16 protein-coding genes are annotated in these 21861 nt (G+C 40.2%); 4 read left to right on the top strand and 12 right to left on the bottom strand.

Annotated elements, in window-relative coordinates; all coding sequences use genetic code 11:
• Nucleotides 1-3: 3 nt before the first annotated feature.
• Nucleotides 4-3156, bottom strand: coding sequence for a SusC/RagA family TonB-linked outer membrane protein (locus tag G7B20_RS10500; RefSeq protein WP_164111005.1), 3153 nt, complete (start codon nt 3154-3156; stop codon nt 4-6).
• A gap of 689 nt (nt 3157-3845) precedes the next feature.
• Here G7B20_RS10500 and G7B20_RS10495 point away from each other — a divergent pair.
• Together G7B20_RS10495 and G7B20_RS19300 are read left to right on the top strand one after the other, a co-directional pair.
• Nucleotides 3846-4430, top strand: a complete 585-nt coding sequence (locus tag G7B20_RS10495) for an alpha/beta fold hydrolase (RefSeq protein ID WP_205600212.1) — start codon at nt 3846-3848, stop codon at nt 4428-4430.
• Between the two features lie 12 nt (nt 4431-4442).
• A complete protein-coding gene (locus G7B20_RS19300; RefSeq protein WP_205600213.1) occupies nt 4443-4628 on the top strand; it encodes a hypothetical protein in 186 nt (61 codons plus the stop codon).
• 63 nt (nt 4629-4691) lie between these two features.
• Here G7B20_RS19300 and G7B20_RS10490 read toward each other — a convergent pair whose 3' ends face one another.
• The 11 genes from G7B20_RS10490 to nagA form a co-directional block, all read right to left on the bottom strand.
• Nucleotides 4692-5183, bottom strand: coding sequence for a hypothetical protein (locus G7B20_RS10490; protein ID WP_164111003.1), 492 nt, complete (start codon nt 5181-5183; stop codon nt 4692-4694).
• A gap of 192 nt (nt 5184-5375) precedes the next feature.
• Nucleotides 5376-5954 carry an RNA polymerase sigma factor gene (locus tag G7B20_RS10485; RefSeq protein ID WP_164111001.1) on the bottom strand — a complete coding sequence of 193 codons (579 nt, stop codon included), beginning with the start codon at nt 5952-5954 and terminating at the stop codon, nt 5376-5378.
• 208 nt (nt 5955-6162) lie between these two features.
• A complete protein-coding gene (locus tag G7B20_RS10480) occupies nt 6163-7182 on the bottom strand; it encodes a TlpA disulfide reductase family protein (RefSeq protein WP_164110999.1) in 1020 nt (339 codons plus the stop codon).
• A gap of 71 nt (nt 7183-7253) precedes the next feature.
• Nucleotides 7254-8168: a hypothetical protein gene (locus tag G7B20_RS10475; RefSeq protein WP_164110997.1), complete on the bottom strand. Its 915-nt coding sequence runs from the start codon at nt 8166-8168 to the stop codon at nt 7254-7256.
• 1 nt (nt 8169) lies between these two features.
• Nucleotides 8170-9624 (bottom strand): RagB/SusD family nutrient uptake outer membrane protein, encoded by a 1455-nt coding sequence (locus tag G7B20_RS10470; protein WP_164110996.1) that lies wholly within the window; start codon nt 9622-9624, stop codon nt 8170-8172.
• A gap of 13 nt (nt 9625-9637) precedes the next feature.
• Complete coding sequence (locus G7B20_RS10465; protein ID WP_164110994.1) at nt 9638-13192, bottom strand: SusC/RagA family TonB-linked outer membrane protein; 3555 nt, start codon at nt 13190-13192, stop codon at nt 9638-9640.
• A gap of 88 nt (nt 13193-13280) precedes the next feature.
• A complete protein-coding gene (locus G7B20_RS10460) occupies nt 13281-14462 on the bottom strand; it encodes a FecR family protein (RefSeq protein WP_164110992.1) in 1182 nt (393 codons plus the stop codon).
• 168 nt (nt 14463-14630) lie between these two features.
• Nucleotides 14631-15221 (bottom strand): RNA polymerase sigma factor, encoded by a 591-nt coding sequence (locus G7B20_RS10455; protein ID WP_164110990.1) that lies wholly within the window; start codon nt 15219-15221, stop codon nt 14631-14633.
• A gap of 872 nt (nt 15222-16093) precedes the next feature.
• The gene (locus G7B20_RS10450) at nt 16094-16624 is read right to left on the bottom strand and encodes an N-acetylmuramoyl-L-alanine amidase (RefSeq protein ID WP_164110988.1); all 531 of its coding nucleotides are present in this window, start codon (nt 16622-16624) and stop codon (nt 16094-16096) included.
• Between the two features lie 23 nt (nt 16625-16647).
• Entirely contained in the window at nt 16648-18306 is a 1659-nt protein-coding gene (locus tag G7B20_RS10445; RefSeq protein ID WP_164110987.1) for a glycoside hydrolase family 10 protein, read from the bottom strand.
• 11 nt (nt 18307-18317) lie between these two features.
• The gene (gene nagA / locus G7B20_RS10440) at nt 18318-19427 is read right to left on the bottom strand and encodes an N-acetylglucosamine-6-phosphate deacetylase (protein ID WP_164110985.1); all 1110 of its coding nucleotides are present in this window, start codon (nt 19425-19427) and stop codon (nt 18318-18320) included.
• 905 nt (nt 19428-20332) lie between these two features.
• Here nagA and G7B20_RS10435 point away from each other — a divergent pair.
• Nucleotides 20333-20719, top strand: a complete 387-nt coding sequence (locus G7B20_RS10435; RefSeq protein ID WP_164110983.1) for a RidA family protein — start codon at nt 20333-20335, stop codon at nt 20717-20719.
• A gap of 117 nt (nt 20720-20836) precedes the next feature.
• Nucleotides 20837-21817: a hypothetical protein gene (locus G7B20_RS10430; RefSeq protein ID WP_164110981.1), complete on the top strand. Its 981-nt coding sequence runs from the start codon at nt 20837-20839 to the stop codon at nt 21815-21817.
• The last annotated feature ends 44 nt before the right edge of the window (nt 21818-21861 follow it).

Below are 21861 nucleotides of genomic sequence, written 5' to 3'. Positions count from 1 at the left end.
AACTTAGAATTTTAAATTAACACCAAATGCAACACCAGCAGTACTTGGCACACCGTTGTAATCGATACCGACAGAACTAGAGCCCACAACTCCAGAACCGGCAGCAGAAGTTTCGGGATCCATACCTTTATAATTTGTTAATAACCATAAATTTGTCCCCGTTAACGTCGCTGTAGCACCTTTAACAACTTTTGATAAACCTACGCTTCTTAACAACTCATTGGCAAAATTATACGATAATGAGACCGATCTTAAACGCAACCAGTTCGTATTTGTCATAAAGTTTGCACTTTCCCTAGTATAAAAATCCGACCAGTAATCTTGTATAATCTTTCTTCCGCTGGTTTGTACTCCTTTTACATCATAAGTTTGATCTGCTTCGAATGTAACAGATTTATCTTGATATACAGGTGCCGTGGCTGTACCTGTATTTACGACTCCATCCAACGTAATTGACTCGCGCTCCATAGATCGTTTACTCATACCGTTAACAGTCATAAAATAATCCGTTCCGTTGTAAATATCACCACCGATCCTAAAATCAAACAAGAATGAAAAATTAATATTTTTGTACTGTAAACTATTATTAAAACCTCCTGTCAATTTTGGCTCTCTGTTTCCGATATTATAAGTTGCTAAATTATCACTGGTCGGCATTCCTGTATTCGCATCCAATATCACCTTACCTTCAGGGGTTCTCGACCATTTGGAACCAGAAATAGCCATAAAATCACCTCCATTGAAAGATGCAGCCTTAGCATTACCAACTTGTACATCCGTAACATAAAGAATATCAACTCCTTTTAATAGATTATCGACAGTCCCTTTATTTTTAGACATATTGATCATAGACTCCCAAGTAAACCCTTCTTTTACGATTGGTTTACCCGTCAAAGACAATTCCATTCCCTTATTATAAATATCTCCCGCATTCACAGACACAAAAATATAACCAGTGGATTGCCCTAATCTAGGCGACAAAATCTGATTATAAGAGTTGTTCGTATAATATGCATAATCCAGACCTAAACGTCCATTAAAGAATCTTAGTTCAGCCCCCACCTCAAAGGATGTCGTATTTTCAGGCTTTAAGTAAGGATTACCTCTCTGCCAGTTGTTTCCCACACCGATTAATCCGCCTAACATCTCTTTAGGAGACCACAAATAAGTATTTGTTACATAAGGCTCCGCATCTTTCCCCACTCGAGCCCAAGAAGCCCGCAACTTACCGAAATTTAACCAGGAGACATCCTTCAGTAATTCAGTAAACACAAAACTTCCTCCCACAGATGGATAGAAGTAAGATCGATTAGCTACCGGTAATGTAGAAGTCCAATCATTACGTCCTGTAGCAGTCAAGAATAACATATTTTTGTAGCCAGCTCGTAACTCTCCATATAGGCCATACAGGCGTTTTTTGTAATTCGTGACGCTTAAAATCTCATTCGCATCAATAATATTTTCAAAACTATAGAAGTCTTCGACTAAAAAGTCATATCCCATTCTACGGTTGTTGGTTGTTTTAGTTTGTTCTGAAAAGAAACCGACCAAAGCTCCCAAATCAAAATCCCCAACCTTTTTTTCAAAGTTGGACATAAGATTAGAAGACCAGTAATTAAACTTATAATCACTTTCGGACATCATCCCATTCTGCCAAAGCTCTTTAACGGCACCTTCTCGTCCGATAACAGTAGAATTTTTAGTTAAATAGCTATCCATTCCAACTCGGTAAGTTAGATTCCACCAGTCGAATACCCTCACATTCGCATTAAGACTTCCAGTAATACGCTCAGTAGCATCCCCCAGCTTGTTTCTATTAATTGTCCAATATGGGTTCTCTATATCGTCTTGCAGATCCTGTAGCCCCTGAAAAATTCTATACTTTGACCCATCATCGTTAAGATATTTTGTCATATCATCATTTCGGGACCATCTATAAACCGAACTCATAGCGCCTGATCCGCCGGAATTGTATAAACCCGCAGACGTAAGAGTTTTATCTGTATTTGCCAAAGAGTACGCCACATTTGCTCCTAAAGTTAAGCGGCCATACTTCTGATCACCATTGAACCTGAAGGTAGATTTATCATATGCAGTCTGAGGTATAATACCTTTTTGATCAAACCTAGAAGCTGATAAATAAAACGTACTGTTCGCATTTCCTCCAGAAAGGCTTACGTTATTATCGTAAATTGTAGAATTTTGAAAAAAATCCTCAATATTATTGTACATTACATCATTACCGCCGAATTTTTCACCCCAAGACTGCGTAGTGTACGTATCTAATGCGCCAGCCGCATTATAGTATCCCCTTTTATATTTATCTTGCTGTTCAGGCAATCGATTCACCCAGTTATTCGACGCACGTGAGGAAAAACTTAACTCAGCACGCCCTTCTCGACCTTTCTTTGTTGTAATTAATATAGCACCGGCAGCAGCTCGAGATCCATAGAGGGCAGCGGCGGCAGGCCCTTTCAAGACAGACACATTCTCGATATCTTCCGGGTTAACGTCCATAATACGGTTGCTATTCGATGTCGATGTAGCCTGAGCTCCATCAAAAGCACTGTTTCCGCCTATAACCGTCGAGTTATCGTAAATAACCCCATCAACAACAAAAAGAGGCTGATTATCCCGTTCTAAAGAGGTACCACCACGTAAAATAATCTGAGCGCCGGCGCCTGCTGATCCAGACGTCTGCGTTACATTCACACCTGCAATTTTTCCTGCTAACGAATTGATAACATTGGCACTCTTATTCTTCATCAACTCATCCGCCTTGATATCTTGTACGGCATAGCCAAGAGCCTTTTTCTCTTTCTTAATACCCAGAGCCGTCACCACTACCTCATCGATCACTTCTTCTGAACCGCTCAATTTGATATTGTAGACATTGCCTGAACCTACAACTTGTGAGGTTTCTCCAGAGCCAACCGCTCTAAAGATCAATGTTTCGCCTGGCGCAGCTTGGATAGAGAAAGATCCGTCGGCATTCGTTTGTACCGAACGCATCGTACCTTTAACAATAACTGTCACGCTACCTAATCCGCTTCCATCGGATGAAGTAACCTTACCAGTAACTGCCTTTTGCTGAGCCATCAAACAGGATGCATAGAGACACATCCCGAAAAAAGTAAGTAAAAATCTTCTTTTCATGTGTTTGATAGTTTGTTTTAAAAATTGTGTTTAGTTCTAATAATGGCTATTGTACACCAATAATTTAGTTAAGACAAGTCTACGAAAAAAAAAAGGAGTTTGCGTTTTTTTGCACTATTATTTTTAAAACCAAACAAACAACAACTATATGGTCAAAGAAATCTATCCCATTTCAGATATTACACCTGCCTTCAACAGCTTATCCACCAAGGCGACCAACTCCGCTTGAAGAACTCTCTCAGTATTTTCACAGGCAACACTTTGCTCTTTCTAACCGATGTGTTTTAGAGTTAATACTCCTGAAGATTTTTCTACCCGAAGATTGGACTTATCCTGCGTCGTCAATATCTCGGCTATACCTTGTTCCGGATTGCTTCGCACCAGCTTCCCGCGAGGGACAAGAAATTCTTAAAAATCTTATCAATTTTTAAACAGAAAAACTGCTACACTTGATAAATCAAATGGTACAACCTATTTATCAAGTGAGACATACGATAATGTAACTGTAGCGCACGATGAATCAAAAAACACAAGATGTATCAAAAAGGCTAAACGATTAATCAAATGACTCACCAGTATAATCGTTCAGATCAAAAGGACATTCAAAAACCAAAAAAGAACAGCATATCACACCAATAAAAAGAAATTATTATCTTTATAACACCATGAATAATTCTTAATCACTAACGATGAACACGGCTGAAAATGGAAATTATGCCTATATCAATGGCATCAGCATGTACTACGAAGTATATGGTTCACCTACCGGCATCCCTCTGGTATTGCGGCATGGCGGAGGTTCTACCATACAAACCACTTTTGGCCACGTGATAAGTACTCTCAGCAAATCCAGAAAAGTTATCACTGTAGAACTCCAGGCCCGTGGCCATACTTCCGATCGGGAAGGACCGATTTCATTTGAACAGGATGCAGACGGTGTTGCCACTCTATTACAATATCTAAATATAACTAAAGCTGATATTTTCGGCTTTAGCAATGGGGCAAATACGGCTCTGCTACTTGCTACCCGTCATCCGCAATGCTGCAGTAAAATAATAGCCGGATCGCCCCTATTAAAACGCGATGGAGCATTTTCCCAATTCTGGGAATTCATTAATAATGGAACCTTCGAACAGATGCCCCAAGCCTATAAAGATGCCTTTTTAGCGGCTACACCCGATCCAAAAAAACTGATGAATCTATACGAAAAATGCGGAGAACGGATCAAGAGATTGAAGGATTTGCCTGATGAACAATTCAGAGCTATAGCCTGACCAGTGCTTCTTGTGAATGGCGATAGCGACGTTGCTACTCCCGAACATATCGTAGCTATGTCAAGGATTATCCAAGATTGCAGAATAGCTATTATTCCCGGTGGGCACGGCGAATATATTGGAGAGATCACGACAGTCCAAGCTGGTGATCAAGAAGATGTCTTTATCGCTTCTCTGCTGGAGAAATTTTTAAGTTAAATTGAGAAACAAAAAAGGAGGCACAATGCTGCACCTCCCAGTTATCTTACAAAAAGTTCCAATCTACAATGCCGTCCCCTGCTTGACCGATGCTATTGGTGTAGCCACTCTATTCCCAGCCAATGTATGCATATATACACGACCAATAGCTGCATTCCACCAATCTGAATAATCAACCATCTTTCCTGCACTATTCCGCACAATCAAACTGCCTTGATCGGAACCATCGGAACCAATCAAACGGATACGATAGTCGATACGCGCTGTACCTGATGATATTTCAACTGTTTTGTTCACAGTCACGGGTTCCCATCCCGTTACCTCACCAAAGGCTACCGGTTTACCTATATTCGCCCAGGGACTTTTTTCACCTGTTTCATTATCCACAACATACTGAAACTGATATTGCAGTTTCAGAGAAGTAGGAGCTCCAGCACTTTCGTAAAGAAAATTAGCAAACCTCACCCAAGCCGTTTTACCCGTAAACTCCGTAGTCACCGAAGGGTATGGTGTTTCATGCCTTATTAAAAACGGTGGTTTATTAAAATCGTGCACTATCAAATTGTATTTTAAGTGATCGGTTTAGCGCCATCCATAAGCATTTACTTTACATTCTCGCCAATGTCACCTTGACGGGTTGCCAATTGCAAGAATGGAGGCACATTGTGGCAAGCCGACACAGTGACACGCTTTTGTACACTTTTGGGAAGACAAAAGTGTAAGCCAGTCGCGGCTTGAGCGACCTTTTTAAAACTTAATAAAAAACAAAAACAATAACCAGGTAGTCTTATCTCCAAATCTAATTTTGAATCGCTTTAGGGCGGACGAGATTTGGTTACGCACAGTTTGTACAGAGATTCCGAGTTTGTCTGCTATCTGTTGGGCAGAGAGATTTTCAAAACGGCTTAACACAAATATTTCGCGCATCTTTTCCGGCATAGCGTCAATTTCCTGTTTTATCAATTGATTTTCTTCCGAAAAGTCATCGTGTTCGCCTTCGCGGAAACTATAATCCCAATATTCTTCCTGCTCGTTAAGAGGAACAAAAATAGGCAATCTATCCCGTCGCGCGTAAAAATCATATATTTTATGTCGCAACATAGACAATAGATAAGCCTCTATATTCGTCTTTACATGCCAATAACCACGATTCTTCCAGATGATATAAAACACGTCTTGAGTTATATCAGAGGCATCCTCTTCGCGGGGTAGTTTTTGAAGAGCTGTACGGTACACCTTTTTCCAATAACCGTCGAATAGCTTCTTAAAAGCATTGGGATCAGCATCGTTGATCGCCTGTACCATTTCAAGATCTTCCCTTTTCAAAATGCGATGGGTTTATCCGTATTTAGATGAGTTAGTGTAAATTCAGATGTCAAGTATAAGAAAAACCAAGGAGATCGAAAAATAATGAAAACAATTTTGCCATGAAGATCATTAAAAAATAAAAAAACCGCTGATGAAATCAATCATCAACGGTTTATACACACTAACTGTAAATACAGGTCTTTAACAGCTATAGCTGTAATTCTTCTTAGTTTCCAAACAGCTTCACCAAGTAAGATTCCAACTCTTTACCACGTAAGTTTTTTGCTACAATCTTTCCCTGGGGATCGATTAAAAATGTAGTAGGCAATGCCGTTACCGCAAATCTACTAACTGCGATAGCGCCATCTCCTGTGATATCGTGCATCTGTACCCAAGGCAATTCCTGATTCTTCAACGCATTCTTCCAAGCTGCTTCGCTCTTATCCGTCGATATACTGAGGATCTCAAAAGGCACCTTGCCTTTATATTTAGCGTATACTTCTTTTAACGTTTTAAATTCCTCGATGCAAGGTCCACACCAGGATGCCCAAAAATCTAAAAGCACATAATTACCTTTCAACGAAGAAAAGCTCAATTGCTGCCCTTTTTCATTCTGTAAGGTAAAGTCTTCGACCAAGGCGCCTTCCTTAGAAAGTAAAGCTCCTTTGATTTGGTTGCCAGCAGACTTACCATAATAGGTTTGTTTAACAGCAGAACTAAGTCCATCATACGCTTTTAGTGCATCTTCCGGAGTCATCGCCTTGCCATAACGACCCAACAAGAAAGCCGCCCCAAAAGAATCCGTATTCTTTGCCACCACCTCTGCAATTATGGCCGATTCGTTTCCACGCTCCTCTTTCAATCTAGAAAAGTACTGATTCAGTACATCATGCGCTTTAGAACCAGACACCTTCGACATGTAAAAAGACTCCAAATCGCCTTCGATTGTCACTAGCCCCGGCTCTTCGACCAATACTCCAAATGGCGCATAACCGCCATGCTTTTTGGATTCGGCTTCTGATGCCAGCATATGTCTAGTGGGCACAGTATAAGGAATCTCCATCCGCCAAGCACCATCCTTTACGACGCTGGTGTCTCCATCACCCGTGATATTATTGTACAAAAACACCTTAGTGCCGTTGAACTTAGGATCTACCTTACCAACAAAAATGGTCTTATCTGTTGTCTGCGAAACCACCGCAAAAGGTAACACAATAAATAAAATTACTAATCTTATACTCCTCATTTACTTATAAAACTTTAAAATAAACTGGCAGACACTATTTGCCTACCAGTCTTTATTTGTTATAGAAGATATTACTTTGCTCGGTATTTATTTCCTACGGCCTGGATATCCCAATTATAGTTCTGTTCAAAGTATGCCACAAACAGTTCATACTTTGCTTTACGCATGGCATTTCCCTCCAAATATCGAGCATTTATATTTTCAAATGATTCGGTAAGAAGTAATTTCAACCACGCTTTATACTCCGCTTGAAAAGAAAATGAAGAATATTGATCTAAATAACCTCCTTCATCTGCCAAAGCCTTCCAGTCTCTATTACGTTTTTGTAGATCTCTATCTACAAAAAACTGATCCCTTATCTTGCGGAAAGCTGTTCCTCCATCATAAGGTTTACCTAATTCCTCAAAACCTTCTATCTCCTCTGTCAATCGAGCCGCAACCAATTCACTTAACTTATCCCACACACCACTTGTCAAAGCCTCATCCGTATAATATAGCGTTTCTGGATTTGTAATCGGCATTTTAGAAATAGCATTAGGCCAAGTAACAACTAGACGATTACGACCTATGGTTGTAAACTTGGGTGTAAAGAATGGGTGCCCATAAGTTTTGACAAAAAAAACTTCGTTGGGCATCAATTTCCTAGAAAATTCCTTATTTACATTAGAGAGTAGTGTATTCATGTAAATATACGTACTTTCTCGAAGATTAGGGTCTACCTTTTCTGCAGGAAAACGAGCGCTCGTTTCATCCTGCCCTAAATAGGAATTGTATACCTCTCTTGAGTCCTTGTAATCTAATCTAGTCCATACACCATATTCTTGATACATACTCTTCTCTAAAGGATTTGCATCAGGAGCTGGCTGAAACAACTCCATAACCCCGACATCCGCTGTCGGTATAAGTTTGTCTTCTTTTGAACAACTTGTTAACTGCACTACCACAGCTAGTCCCAATAAATTATATAAATATCTTTTAGCTTTCATTTTATCTCGGGTTTTTAGGCATTTCTGGACTATTTTCTGTTTCCGAAGGCGGAATCTGTAAGATATACCGTGGATCATTCTTCTCCAGAGTATAAACTAACGCATCCTTATAAATGTGTTCAATTTTTGGTTTACCTAAACGTCTCAAATCCATGAAACGAAGACCTCCATCAAATGCTAGCTCCAAGCGCCTTTCTTCCAACACACGTTTAATCACGTCCTCGCGCTGCGCAAAATCTTGAGACTTTAATTCAACCAAAAAGTTCTTACGCATCCTACTTTTTAATATTTTGTTGATATCCGCTAACGCCAAATCTGTCTTATCCAATCGAGCATTAGCTTCAGCACGGATTAAATAAGCCTCTGATGCTTTAAACCCAACGTAATAACATAATAAGTCTTGAGAAGCATACATCTTGTAGACAGTCTTACCCGCTTTAAGAGCTTGCGAAGTCCCCTCTTCTTGAAAAGAATCATAAACAAGTTGGCGGTAGTCTGTCATTTCTCCATACCGTTTAGTTAAGTTTAATAATTCCACAGCAGGCTTAATAGGTCCTGTGGAAAAATAGTAAGGGTTCATATTGGCCTTGCCCGCTGTAAAAAACAGCAACTCACTATTAGCTTTCGTATCAACAAATCCAAATTTATAATTCAAAGCTTCACCCACACCATTAGTGATTAATCCTTCCATCTCGCTCAAATCTGCTAATGGATAGCTGCTTATCACCTCAGTCGAGTATTTGACGGCATCATCATGTTTTCCCATAAATAACGCAACCCGAGAGCGCAACAACTGTATTGTACTGTATGAAAACCTGTACCGATCAGAAATACGTTTACCTAACAATAGTCCACTGGCTTTCTCTAGATCAAGTACAATCTGATTCCATACAGACTCAATACTCGCACGTGTGTTATTAGAAGAGGTCTCTGTGACATCACTCGCATCAAGAGACAGAGGTACACCCGGCAAGTCTAAATTTTCAGGACTATAAACATCCGCGTATAGATTAATTAAATAAAAATAAGCAAAGGCACGAAGACCATATGCCTCACCCTTTATCTGCTCGTAAAGACTCCTTTCCCTCTCTTCAAAGTCGTAATCTTCAAGGTAGCTTAAAACGGTATTTGCATAGTAAATACTTTTATACAGCTGTCCCCAATAAGGATCGGATAGAACTCCAGGCTGTAGCATCGAGGGCGCAAAGGTATACCAAAGCTCTCGATCTCTGCTAAGCAAAGCATCTGTATTCAGATTTACATACACATTATCGGTTAGCATCTCTGTATTCACAAAAAAATCAGATCGTGGATATCCACCTAGCAACACCGCTTCAAAATCCTCCAAACTCTTTGGAATCATGCTATTTACAGGCTTAACACTCAGCATGTCGTTACACCCTGTAAAGAACGACAACACTAAACAAAGTAAACTATACTTAAAAAATATTTTCATCACTTCTTAAAATTTAAAATTGAACAGAAAGAGACAGTGAATATGAACGCGGAACAGGAAGGAACGTATTTCCAAAATTGATAGCAGCAGAACGACCATCTCTATAAGCCATAGGTGCCCCTTGGGACTCTGGATCCTGTCCTTTTAAGGCTTTATCTTTCCATACATAAAGATTATTACCTTGCAACGATAATCTAATGTTTTGAATACCTATTGCGCGCAAGCGTGGTGTAAAGTAATCGTAACTTACAGAAAGGTTTTGAAAACGGACAAAGTCACCAGAAACAGTACGCAAATCTGAATTATCATACATAGATCCATTACCAGGATTTAATGTTAATTGCGTCTCTTGTTTTGTTTCTAAAACAGGCACATTGGTTTTTAACTCATCACCTGGCTGTTGCCAGCGATTGACCCATTCCTTAGACATATTTTGCGTAGGATCAGGGAATCTAAAAAATGATCCCTCTGATAAGTTTCGCAAACGCATCACATTTCCAAAACTTCCTACAAACAAGGCAGACAATGTCACTCTCTTATAGGATATCGTATTGGTAAATCCTACTTGAGAAGTCGGGTTTATAACCCCGGAATAGGCCAAACCATCTGTATTCATCATACCACTTAACACCGTTTCGCCTTCTTTATTAGTATAAAAAGTAGCTCTTCCTTCCTCGTTTAACCCAGCAAAACGATAGGACCAAAGACCATCAATTGGAAGGTCAATCTTTGCTGTTGCATTGTAGTTTGAGCGTCGTGGATTTGTCATATTACTGACAGTCGGTTTTGAGTAGATATCGATTACCTTATTTTTATTAAAACCAAAGTTTACGTTAGTAGTCCAACGAAAATCTTTCGTATCTATGTTTATCGTATTCAAAGAGAACTCCCACCCCTGATTCAACATTGAGGCCCAGTTTACTTGAACCTGATTAAATCCCGTCACTTGAGAAACTTGACGGCTACCGAGCAAATCTACAGCCTTTTTATGATACCATTCCACATTAGCCATTAGCCTACGCTTAAAAAAACCCATTTCTAAAGCGACATTACCGGTGTATGTTTGTTCCCATTTTAAGTTCGGGTTTTTAGGGGCATCGATAATCAAATAGTTTGATGGGTTTATTGGGTCTACCAGACCTATTCTGGTTATCAAATCAGAGTAAGCTTGACTGGCAACGTTTCCTTGGCTACCATAAGACCCTCGAAGAGTCAGATAGGATACCCAACTTATATCTTTTAAAAACTGCTCTTGCTTCATCTGATAATTGGCTCCTAATGCCCAAAGTGGCTGGAAAAGTTCATTTGTTTTCAAGCCAAAACGATTGGACCCCTCTGTTCTCATGTTAAAGCTCAATGTATACCGATTATCATAAGTATAGTTCACCGCTCCAAAATAAGATAAATTAGCGCTTTCGCTCAAGTCTTCTCTCCAATAGGGCATAGTTCTCTTCTTAATAAAGTCGAACTGAGGTACCAATTGATGCCCTCTTGAATGGGAGTATCCATACAGTTCTGTACCTGTGCTATTCGTCTTACTCTTTCTTACCTCCTGCCCCGCCATCACATTCAAGTAATGAACCTGATCGAAAACAGGATTGTATATTAGCTGATTTCTGAAAGTAATAGATCCATTATAAGTATTTCTATCATTTCTATACCCACCATCTTTCCAAGGATAGACATAAGCCCCATCAACAATTTCTCTATTAGCTCTTTTCTCATTACGGACAAAATAACTATCATCCAAAGCAATGTCCACATCTGTGGTACTTTGCTTAGTATAAGAGAACAAAGAGCTAAATGTCAAATCCTTTAAAATGCGATATTCCAAATCAAGATTTCCTTTGACACTAAAGTTTCTGGAATCTCTCCAGCCTTTATCTCTGTTTTCCAAAAAGTTATATTCAACGCCATACAGATAAAAAGGGTTAAAAGAGCCATCTTCACGATAAGCAGGCATCGCCCTCGTTGTATAAATTGCATACTCATACGGGTTTTCCTTAGAATCCACTGCAAAAAAACTATTATTCTCACGAGCATTAAAATCAATTATAGCTCCAAGCCTTAGCTTATTAAAAATATGAGTATAGACTTTCACGGCCCCCGTATACGTCTTTTGAGCCACATCTTTTGCAGTAGCCTGATCGTCTAAATAGCTTCCTGATACATAAAAAGTTGTCTTCTCATCACCACCAGAAATATTTACAGCCTGACGATTTGAAAAGGAATTTCGGAACAAATGCTGAAACCAGTCTGTATTCACCGTTTCTAAATGATTAACCTTTCGATTAAACTCGTCCCAAGTCATACGTTTGTCTGTCACATCGATAAAATAACGTTCAAAATCTGATACCGTATTATATTCACCTGGTCGTGGCGAAGTCGCTCCAAACACCCCACGACGGATCATCTCTCGATTCACATCGATTCTATCTTTCGAGTTCATCATGTACGCATCCTCAATGCGAGGCCTTTCACCAACTGAAGCGTTACTCGTAAAGTTAATTCTCGTTTTTCCAGCTTTACCTTTTTTTGATGTAATAACAATCACACCATTAGCTGCTCGAGTACCATAGATAGCAGTCGCTGCCGCATCTTTTAATACGTTGATACTTTCTATATCTTCTACATTGACCCCTCCAATACCCGAAGCAATAAGGTTACGGTTGGTCATGATATCATCTACCGATACATTCACCGCGTCGTCCAAGATAATACCATCAACAACCCATAGTGGCTGGGCATTTCCACTCAAAGTCGCTGTACCCCGGATACGGATCTGCGGCATGGCTCCCGGAGCTCCTGAAGTACTCATCACGGTTAATCCCGGTACCTGACCTTGTAATAACTTGTCTATATTCGGTTGGAAGATGGTCTCCAACTGCTCCATATTGACCGTAGCAACCGAACCTGTCAACGATCTTTTTTGTAAATTTTGGTAACCTGTAACGACGACATCCTCCAATTGATTTTCAACAGGAGTCAAACGCACTTCTATCCAGGTTTTATTATGTAGTGCCACCTGCAAGGGTTCAAAAGCCATACTCTTGAACTGCAAGGATACTTTTGTATTTGGCACTGTAATAGTAAAGGTTCCATCGGCGTCGCTCCCCACAACATTCTTAGCATTGTCTTTTTGAATTATGGTTACGCCAGCCAATGGCTTACCCATATTATCCATTACTCGTCCTCGAACTTGTACTCTCTGCTGCTTTATGGATTCAACACGAGGAGTAATGACAATAGTCTTATTATCTATACTGTACTGTAATGGCTGATTCTTCAATACATGGTCCAAAACCTCCCTGACAGTAACATTCTGCATATCTACATCGACAACAGTATTCGATCGGACCAATGATTCATTGTAGAAAAAATCAGAATTACTCTGCTTTTTTATCTCGTTAAATACCTGAGAAAGTGTCATGCCTTTTCTCTTAATGGTAACACGCTGTGCGAAAGCAGCCATACTCAGCTGTGCACAAGCCAATGCAACTAATACAATTGCAGTACGTTTACCCAGAACCTTTCTATTCAGAAATGCCCTGGCATTAAATAAGTTCATTTAGTAATAATTTATTAGTTCAATATTTACGGTATACTGCCTATTCCCATCAAAGCAGTGGTTAGTTATATTAGGTTATCAAGTACAATTAAATCATCAATACTACCCTCCTTTCTCCTATTCCTATAGGAATAATATGATATCGAATCTGTCCTGTTCTGTTCAATATTTCCAGTACCTCTTCTAAGCTCCTTTCTTTAGAAATGACGCCTGTAAAGCCAAAACCTAACGCTCTTCCAACAACCTGTACTTCTACCCCATACCATCTCGAAAGCTCACGACCAATCTGATCCAAATTAGCATCATAAAAAGCAAATTCTTTGTTTCTCCAAGCATTTACGTTTTGCATATTTGCTGGTCCGACCTTGATATCCGCACCTCCCCAAGACACTATACTACTTTCTCCAGGTTTTAACATCCGAGCTCGTTCGTTCGTAGCGATTTCTACACTCCCCTCCATTAAGGTGGTTGTCGTTCTGTTTTCCTTATAGGCTTTCACATTAAAATGAGTTCCCAATACCCGAATACGTTGATCGCTAGAGGCAACCACAAATGGCTTTTTCTTGTCTTTTGCAACTTCAAAATAGGCCTCTCCTTCTAAATCTACTTTACGTACACCCCCAATAAAATTAACATCATAGGTCAACTTCGATCCAGCATTAAGCCATACTTTGGTACCATCAGTCAACAATAAAGCACCTATCTTACCTGCAGGAACATACACCTCTTGGATCATTGGCTCGTTCGCTTCATGCAGTTTCTTTATTTCAAAGAAGGAGTTGCCTTCTTGTTCCTCTGCACTCGCGTACCGAGATTCTGTGTCGTCAGAAAGTTCGATAACTTCTCCGTTCGGCAATGTCAAGATTACACCGTCTGATGCTTGCGACTTTTGTTCTGTCTTCGACGCTAGCTCCACCTTATCGGTAGCAGGTAATGATTCCATCGCTATCCGTTTGTAACCGATGTAGAATATTAATAATGCAGCAGCCGCCGCTACCCAACGCCAGTATGTTGCCAAAGAACGAACTTTACGATTCTGGTTCTCGCCAAAGATCAGAGATTCTACAATCGGATATTGATCTCGAGACTGTATATATAAATCTTCAATCTGATCTGCATTCTGCAGCTCGGCTTCGAACACTTCGTCGATATAGTTTTCTAACTCCGCACGAAAAGTCTCTTCCGAAAATGTAGAAACCAACCAAGCAGCCTGCTCCGGGGTACATTTCCCCGCTAAGTACTGTTCAAAAACATGTTTCTTATCGTACATAACTTTAGTTCTTTAGTGCTGCGCTCTTCGGCTATTTATCTATATACGGAGAGCGGTAGCAAAGTCTATGCTCTAAAAAATATTTTTTTTAGAAAAAAATCAAATAAATGCCATCTCTTATAAACGAGTAGGCTTACTGGATGGACGACAAAGGGATTGAGGGAGATACTACGTGTCGAAAAAACCTAAAAGCACAATTAACAGGGTAAATAGCTTTTCACCCAGTTCACTTTTCAAAAAGCGCATCGCTTTGGCCATGTGGTCCTTTACGGTGCCGATGGATACTCCGTAGGCCGCTGCAGCTTCTTCATAACTCTTGCCTTGAAATTTACAGAACAGAAAAATCTCCTTACGTTTGTCAGAAAGTTTGTCAATTGCAGTGGAAAGCGCTTCTGACATTTGCTCTATTGCATCATTGGAGTCTTCCATTTCATAATACAGTGTAGCCTGTGTCAATAAGGCTTTACGAACCGACTCATTAGTGGCAGATTTACGGAAATAATCGACAACAAGATTGCGAGCAATAGTGTGCAACAACGGCCAAACTCCCTGTTCTCGCTGTATCTTATGGCGAATATCCCATAAACGTACAAATGTTATCTGATGGATTTCTAAAACACTGTCCTCGTCAGGGAGCAAGTGATTCAATTTATGCAGTAAAGTAGGCGAATGTAATTCATAGAGCTTAGAAAAAGCTGTCTTATCCCCCTCAATCAAAAGGGGAATCCACTTGCCTTCACCAGTTTCTTCCTTTTCCAAGCTGCTTTACGTTTAAAGAAACAAAATTATAATTTTTTTATTAATACGGATTTTATAATTATAGTCAGTAGGAGTATTGGGGTGATCTGTTTAAAGAAGTTTTTTTATGCGCCTAAGTCACCGGCGCGGGTGATAAGGTTTTGCTTGATCAAAACCTTAAGAAAAATCAAGGCTGTATCTTATTTGTTGCTCCAGTAACGCTATGCTATAAAGCGCATCTCCTAGGTCATCCACTCTTAAGCCACCTCATGACTTGGATCTGCTGATCCACTGCTAGCTGAATGAAGCTACAAACATCATAGCTACTTTCGCTGCCAAATAAGCTAAGGCCATTTTTGGGGATAGTGAAAGGAACGATCATAAAGTCAGTAATATTCCTGCTTGTGCTAATATAGTAAACGTCTAGCTAGGATAGAGTGAAAAATAAACGGCCTAGGGTGTTGTAGCGTTAATAAAACAGAAGAAGTCCGACGAGAATGGATTTAAGAGGTGCAACGACTCAAATACATTCCGGACTTCGAACTGTTTTTAGCGTAACAATACCCAAGCCTTGACTTTTTTTGCTTCGTTTTTTTGGTCAAGCAAACCCACGAAGTGGCTCTTGAATACCTTATAAAACAGACAAAATATGAAAAACAATGAAGGTCCAGTCCTGACAAGGACAAATGTGACAATATTAAACCTTCTTTAAACACCGACACCAAATTACTGCGATGGCAACGGAATAATCTTAAGCTCGACAGGAAGCCCCAATTTTTTGCGGATAGCATGCATAAACATATCTACGGGGTCTCGCTTTTTGGTTATATACGTTGGGTTACTTTCTTTCCACCACAACGTTTTATTAAATGCTTTGTATTTGTCATGTCCAATCACATATTCGACAGGATATTTCTTACGGAGGTAGGCAATAAGTTTGGCATTGCCTGCAGTTGCTTCGCAGTCAATGGATTCTTGAATGCCCCAATATTTTCTATACCCATAGTGCAGTAATTAAGTCCTAACATATGTCGTGCAAACTGGCTTTTGCCCAATAATTGATAAATACTTCCATCATGACCTATAATAATTTGAGCATATATGTTAAGAGCGCTTATTCCTTGAAGATCTTTCCTACTAGGAAGAATGACAGGAGTGAAGTTTTTAAAAGTAGCATTGACACTCATTTCTGTAGAATGCACCACGATTATACGTGGTGCAATAAGTGCAGTATCAGGGTGAATACCCTGTCGCTTTAGGAGGTACCCTAATGAATGTCGTTCTCTATCAACATTCCATTGAATGGAACGCTGCATAATATAAGGTTTGGTCTGTGCTAATACTGTAAGGCTACTACAGACCAAACCCAGGAATGTTAAAGAAAACAGCCTATTTCCAATAACAGTAGCTGCTTTCCTATACATATACCCTCTATAAAAAGATACTTCTAGTTGTGCTGAACACTTTTCGCCATATATTCACTTTCGTTACCCAAGCGGTCTACAGCGCGGACCGCAACGTCATACAGTGTCTTACCATCCTTTTGTTTTGGTAATTCTAATGAAGTAAGCGATGCATGTAAGATGTCGGTAGTCCAAATGTCACCGTAGCGTGTATATACCACCCAATGTGCGATTTGATCAGGTTGTTTATGTAACCATTTTGCAAAAACTGTTGTTTTTTGGTTTGTTAATAACAAGCTTGGTTTTAACAATGGATTTGCGTTCAGCCAAGGTGACTTAGGAATTAAAGCCTTCTCTTTGTAAGGGCCGTTTTTCAATGCAGGCAACATCGTAGGATTTTTAGTCAGGCCAGCTATACTCCAGTGTACAGTCCCTGGACTATTCGGGACAATATCTCTAGCGACCTCCACCTGATTCACAATTTCTCTTGTTCTATCTGCTGCCCTTACCTCTACCGTGTTCAACCCTGGCCACAAATGTCTATTGTGTTTATTCTCGGACTGCCACCATTTTAACAGTGCTGTAAAACTTTGCTTTGGAGGGTCTATTGGCCAATAAAGCTGTGGCGTAAAATAATCGATCCATCCTTCGTTCAACCACAGCTTTGCATCCGCATACAACTCATCATATTGAGAAGACCCTGTCACACCTGATGGATAACCCGGCTTCCATATACCAAACGGGCTTAAGCCAAACTTAACAAAGTTTTTCTCTGCTTTAATTTCGGTGTAAATTCTTTGGATAAAACGGTTGACATTGCTTCTTCTCCAATCAGCACGAGACAAATCCCCGCCTGAATTACGATACGCATTCCAAGTCTTACTGTCTGGAAAATCGCTTCCACCATTGTAGCTTGCATACGGGTAAAAATAGTCGTCAAAATGCACTCCATCAATATCGTAACGCTTTACTATATCGTTAACAACACGGGATGCGTGATCTTGTGTACGTTGATCTGAAGGATCAAACCAATACATCCCGTTTTTGAGACGTACCACGTAATCTGAAGCCTTGTTAACCATAGACTCCGACGTAACCACACCACCATTAGAGTGATGTGCACGATATGGGTTCAACCATACATGCAATTCAAGACCACGCTTGTGCGCTTCTTGCACCCAAAAATCTAATGGGTCGTAGTAAGGCTCTGGGCGCTTACCGATCTCTCCCGTCAGGAAATATGACCACGGTTCGAATTTACTTTCATACAAGGCGTCCGATGACGGGCGAACCTGAAAGATAACAGCATTAAAATTATTTTGTTTTAGAATATCCAATAAAGCAATTGCTTCTTGCTTTTGCTGTTCGGTGGTAAGGTTACGCTTTGAAGGCCAATTGATGTTAGCAACTGTTGCCACCCAAGCGGCACGGAACTCGCGCGCTACTGGGGGTAAGTCTACAACTAACGATTCTTCTTTCTTCTCTACTGGAGCCATTTCTACAGATTTGGCAACCAATGCTCCTTTATTATCTTTTTTAGGAGATTCCTTTTGTACGACCGCTGGTGTTTGTACAACAGACACCTCGGTTTGTACCTCTTTTGTATCTTTAGCTTTCTTATTTTTGCGCGACGCACAGGAAAATGTAAAGACGGAAATTAACAATGCAGCGATAACTGCGCTTTTAATCTGATTTAAACTCATAGTATGCAAAACTACACTTTCTCTCCCTCAAAATAAACCTTTTTCACATTAAAGTCCTTATCAAAAACAAGCACATTAGCCTTTGCTCCTGCCCTCAAATGACCGAGATCTTTACGTTTGATCAATCGAACTGGATAGACAGTCGCCATACGAATAGCCTCATCCAATGGCAGTCCAACCTTTTCGACACAATTTCTGATGGAGCCTAGCATAGTCATCGCAGAACCACTCAGCGTGCCATCTGGCAACACATAATGATCGTCATTCAACACATGGTGATAAATATCTTTATTACAATCCGTGACCGCATCAGTAATTAAGAACAATCGCTCCCCCATAACCTTTTTAGCCAGTTTGACTGCTTCAAAGTCTACATGTATACCATCAACAATCACTGAGGCACAGGCCTTATCATGATTAAATACTGCTCCTGGCAATCCTACCTCCCGATGATGTAATGCGGACATCGCATTCCACAGATGTGTAACTGTCGCTATCCCTTTAGCAAAAGACGATGTGGCTTCTTCAAATGTAGCATCACTATGTCCAGCACTGACGAGTATATCTTTGGATGTGAGGTAAGCCAGACATTCCTCATTTAACAGTTCCGGTGCAACAGTAAGCATTCCTACCGTATCAGCCACGTCAGCCAACAAATCTTCTAATAATGTTACATTTGCCTTTAAGATAAGTTCTGCAGGATGTGCGCCACGTTTTTTTGGATTGAGAAACGGACCTTCGAGGTGTAACCCAAGTGTATTACGAGGTTTAGCTGTTTTGTACACACGTATCGCTTCTCTAAACACCTCTAGCGTATTGGTTGCCAACGTCAGATAAAATGACGTGCAACCTTGTGCAAGTAGAGTCTCTTCAATATGAATCAACGACTCGAGCGTGAGATCTGCAGAAAATAAACTTCCACCAGCACCATAGATCTGTAAATCAATCAACCCAGGACAAATATTATCACCCTCGACATCCACAGGTTCAAAACCAGCAGGAATTTGGTTGGCAGGCACTGTCCTTAATACTTTACCGTCCGAAATTAATAATGCACCATCATTTATAATATCATATTCGGAATAAATGGTTCCGTTGTATAAGGCTATCTCTTCTTTCATCTACATGATTTTCTTTTATATCCTGCAATATAAATATTTTTTATTACCAATATCGCGATTCTGAAACCTACAGGTTGTTGATTAAAATGAAGGTTTAAAATCAACATCTTCTTGTCTCTCAAGCCTCGACTGGCTTATACTTTTGTCTTGCCAAAAGTAGACAAAAGCGTGTCGCTATACCGTATCGGCCCAAAGGATTCCCATACCTGCTGTTGCCGATTCGCTAAGGCGACCTTGTCCAAAGTGGAAAGAAGTGCTTAATGTTTAAGTCGGCCTTTGACTCCATATGTTACAAGGTCGTTTTAAGGTACTGTCTATTGATCGCGGCTCCTCTATTCTATTCACAGGCTCCAAACCGGCCTTAGCTTATTTGGCAGTGAAAGTAGGTATGGTGTGTATGTAGTATCTTACTTCTAGTAGAGTTGTCAGCAGATCCCAGTCCTCGCATGGGATTGGAGCGTAAGAGACCTAGGGACTGCGCTTACACCATCGCGTTACTGGAGCAACAAATAAGATACAGCCTTGATTTTTCTTAAGGTTTTGATCAAGCAAAACCTTATCACCCGCGCCGGTGACTTAGCCGCAAAAGAAAACCTTCCTTAAATTTTGACCAGATCAATTTACTCCCCGTGTTTAGAAGAAAAATTAGAAATATTTCCTCTATAAAAGAATCTAAATGGATAAGGAGAGCTACAAAATTCGCTTTTATATTACGACGCAATTATATTGCGTGTAAAAGCAAATTTATGTAGGTTTGTAACTTCGTTGCACACACAAACCTCACACTATGGAGCAGCCAAAACAACATACCAACGGGAGCATAAAAGCCTTGCGCATCATCAACATTATTGCTATTTCCGTGTTTGTTTTGGGTATCCTTTATAAAATATTTATAGCTAAGTAATATGTCACAAAAAGAAATCTTCAACACAGACAAAGCGCCTGCAGCAATCGGGCCTTACAACCAAGCAATTAAAGCAGATAAAACGTTGTATGTATCTGGACAAGTCCCTTTCAACCCAGAGACCATGGAACTTGTGAATACGGGCATAGCTGATGAAGCTCATCAGGTACTGAAAAATGTGGGGGCCATCCTAAATCATGCGGGATATGATTTCAAAGATGTTTGCAAGGCCACTATATTCTTATCCAGTATGGATGATTTTGCTACCGTAAACGAAGTTTATGCCCAGTATTTTAATGAGAACCAACCTGCGCGTGAATGCGTAGCTGTAAGGACGTTACCGCGCAATGTGAATGTCGAGATATCTGTTATAGCCTGGAGAGGTTAAAAAAAATTATTAGAAGCGGGGGGTAACAATGCTACCTCCCTCTTTATATACCTATGAATCCAATTGAAGATTCCATCTTAACGATGAAAAACATTTATCAATTAAATTTTTATAGGTATGAAAACAACAACTACTTTCAGATTACCAGCACTTCTTTTATGTGCTACATTGCTTGTAACCGCCTGCAAGGACAATAGCGCCTTTGATGAAATTACAGGACCATCGGCCACAAATTTTAAGGATATACGCGCTAAGGCCATATCCGACCTGACGCAAAGAAAAGACTTTAAGATCGAAGATGGAATAACCTTTACCTCTGCTAAAGGAGCCAAACTACAGATTCAGTCAAACTGCCTTCGCCAGCAAGACGGTAGTCCCGCAACCGGCAACGCCACACTATCTTTTATTGAAATATATGATCGTGGAAACATGGTAATGGCCAATAAACCGGTCATGGGAGTACACGATTCAGGCAAGAAAGAGCCTTTGATCACTGGCGGACAGTACAATATCAAAATCATGCAGGGGGATCAAGAATTAAAATCCGGTTGTATGTTTAATGTATCGATCCCAGCTTCCAACACTGGAACTTTAGATGCAGCCATGAAGTTGTGGAATGGCAATATCGACCAGGATGGCAATCTTGCATGGGAAGAGGTGAAAGGTCAAGGCAAAGAGGCAGGTATGAATATCAATACCGACATGGCATCCTACAGCATATGGGGCACTGAATTTGGGTGGACTAATGTAGACCGATTCGCCTCATTCCCTGATCCTAAAACACAGATCAAAGTAAAAGTACCTGCCGGATACAACAAGGACAATGCCGCTATTTACCTCGCTTATCAGGACCAACCGAACCTCTTGGCACAATTGGACACCTATGATAAAGTAGATCATTTCTTTTCAGAACACTATGGCTTCGTGCCAGTAGGCATGACCTTGCACGTGATTTTTGTATCAGAGAGCAATGGAGCTGTAGCTTATAGCATCAAGCAGGTGACGGTAGCAGCCAATTCGGTGATCACCTTCACGGAGCAGGAGCTTTCTGTAGGTACTAAAGCTCAAGTACAGGATAAAATAAACAAATTAAAATAGACCATTCCACCCCTTATATATAATCTTTCGACTAACTTTTGTAA

Source organism: Sphingobacterium sp. xlx-96 (assembly GCF_011007365.1).
Lineage (GTDB): Bacteria > Bacteroidota > Bacteroidia > Sphingobacteriales > Sphingobacteriaceae > Sphingobacterium > Sphingobacterium luzhongxinii.
This window is presented reverse-complemented; position numbering and strand designations above follow the sequence as displayed.

Excerpts from the sequence above, each read along its gene's own strand:
- G7B20_RS10500 (WP_164111005.1), bottom strand. The coding sequence starts at position 3,156 with ATGAAAAGAAGATTTTTACTTACTTTTTTCGGGATGTGTCTCTATGCA.
- G7B20_RS10495 (WP_205600212.1), top strand. The coding sequence starts at position 3,846 with ATGAACACGGCTGAAAATGGAAATTATGCCTATATCAATGGCATCAGC.
- G7B20_RS10480 (WP_164110999.1), bottom strand. The coding sequence starts at position 7,182 with ATGAGGAGTATAAGATTAGTAATTTTATTTATTGTGTTACCTTTTGCG.
- G7B20_RS10475 (WP_164110997.1), bottom strand. The coding sequence starts at position 8,168 with ATGAAAGCTAAAAGATATTTATATAATTTATTGGGACTAGCTGTGGTA.
- G7B20_RS10470 (WP_164110996.1), bottom strand. The coding sequence starts at position 9,624 with ATGAAAATATTTTTTAAGTATAGTTTACTTTGTTTAGTGTTGTCGTTC.
- G7B20_RS10465 (WP_164110994.1), bottom strand. The coding sequence starts at position 13,192 with ATGAACTTATTTAATGCCAGGGCATTTCTGAATAGAAAGGTTCTGGGT.
- G7B20_RS10460 (WP_164110992.1), bottom strand. The coding sequence starts at position 14,462 with ATGTACGATAAGAAACATGTTTTTGAACAGTACTTAGCGGGGAAATGT.
- G7B20_RS10450 (WP_164110988.1), bottom strand. The coding sequence starts at position 16,624 with ATGTATAGGAAAGCAGCTACTGTTATTGGAAATAGGCTGTTTTCTTTA.
- G7B20_RS10445 (WP_164110987.1), bottom strand. The coding sequence starts at position 18,306 with ATGAGTTTAAATCAGATTAAAAGCGCAGTTATCGCTGCATTGTTAATT.
- nagA (WP_164110985.1), bottom strand. The coding sequence starts at position 19,427 with ATGAAAGAAGAGATAGCCTTATACAACGGAACCATTTATTCCGAATAT.
- G7B20_RS10435 (WP_164110983.1), top strand. The coding sequence starts at position 20,333 with ATGTCACAAAAAGAAATCTTCAACACAGACAAAGCGCCTGCAGCAATC.
- G7B20_RS10430 (WP_164110981.1), top strand. The coding sequence starts at position 20,837 with ATGAAAACAACAACTACTTTCAGATTACCAGCACTTCTTTTATGTGCT.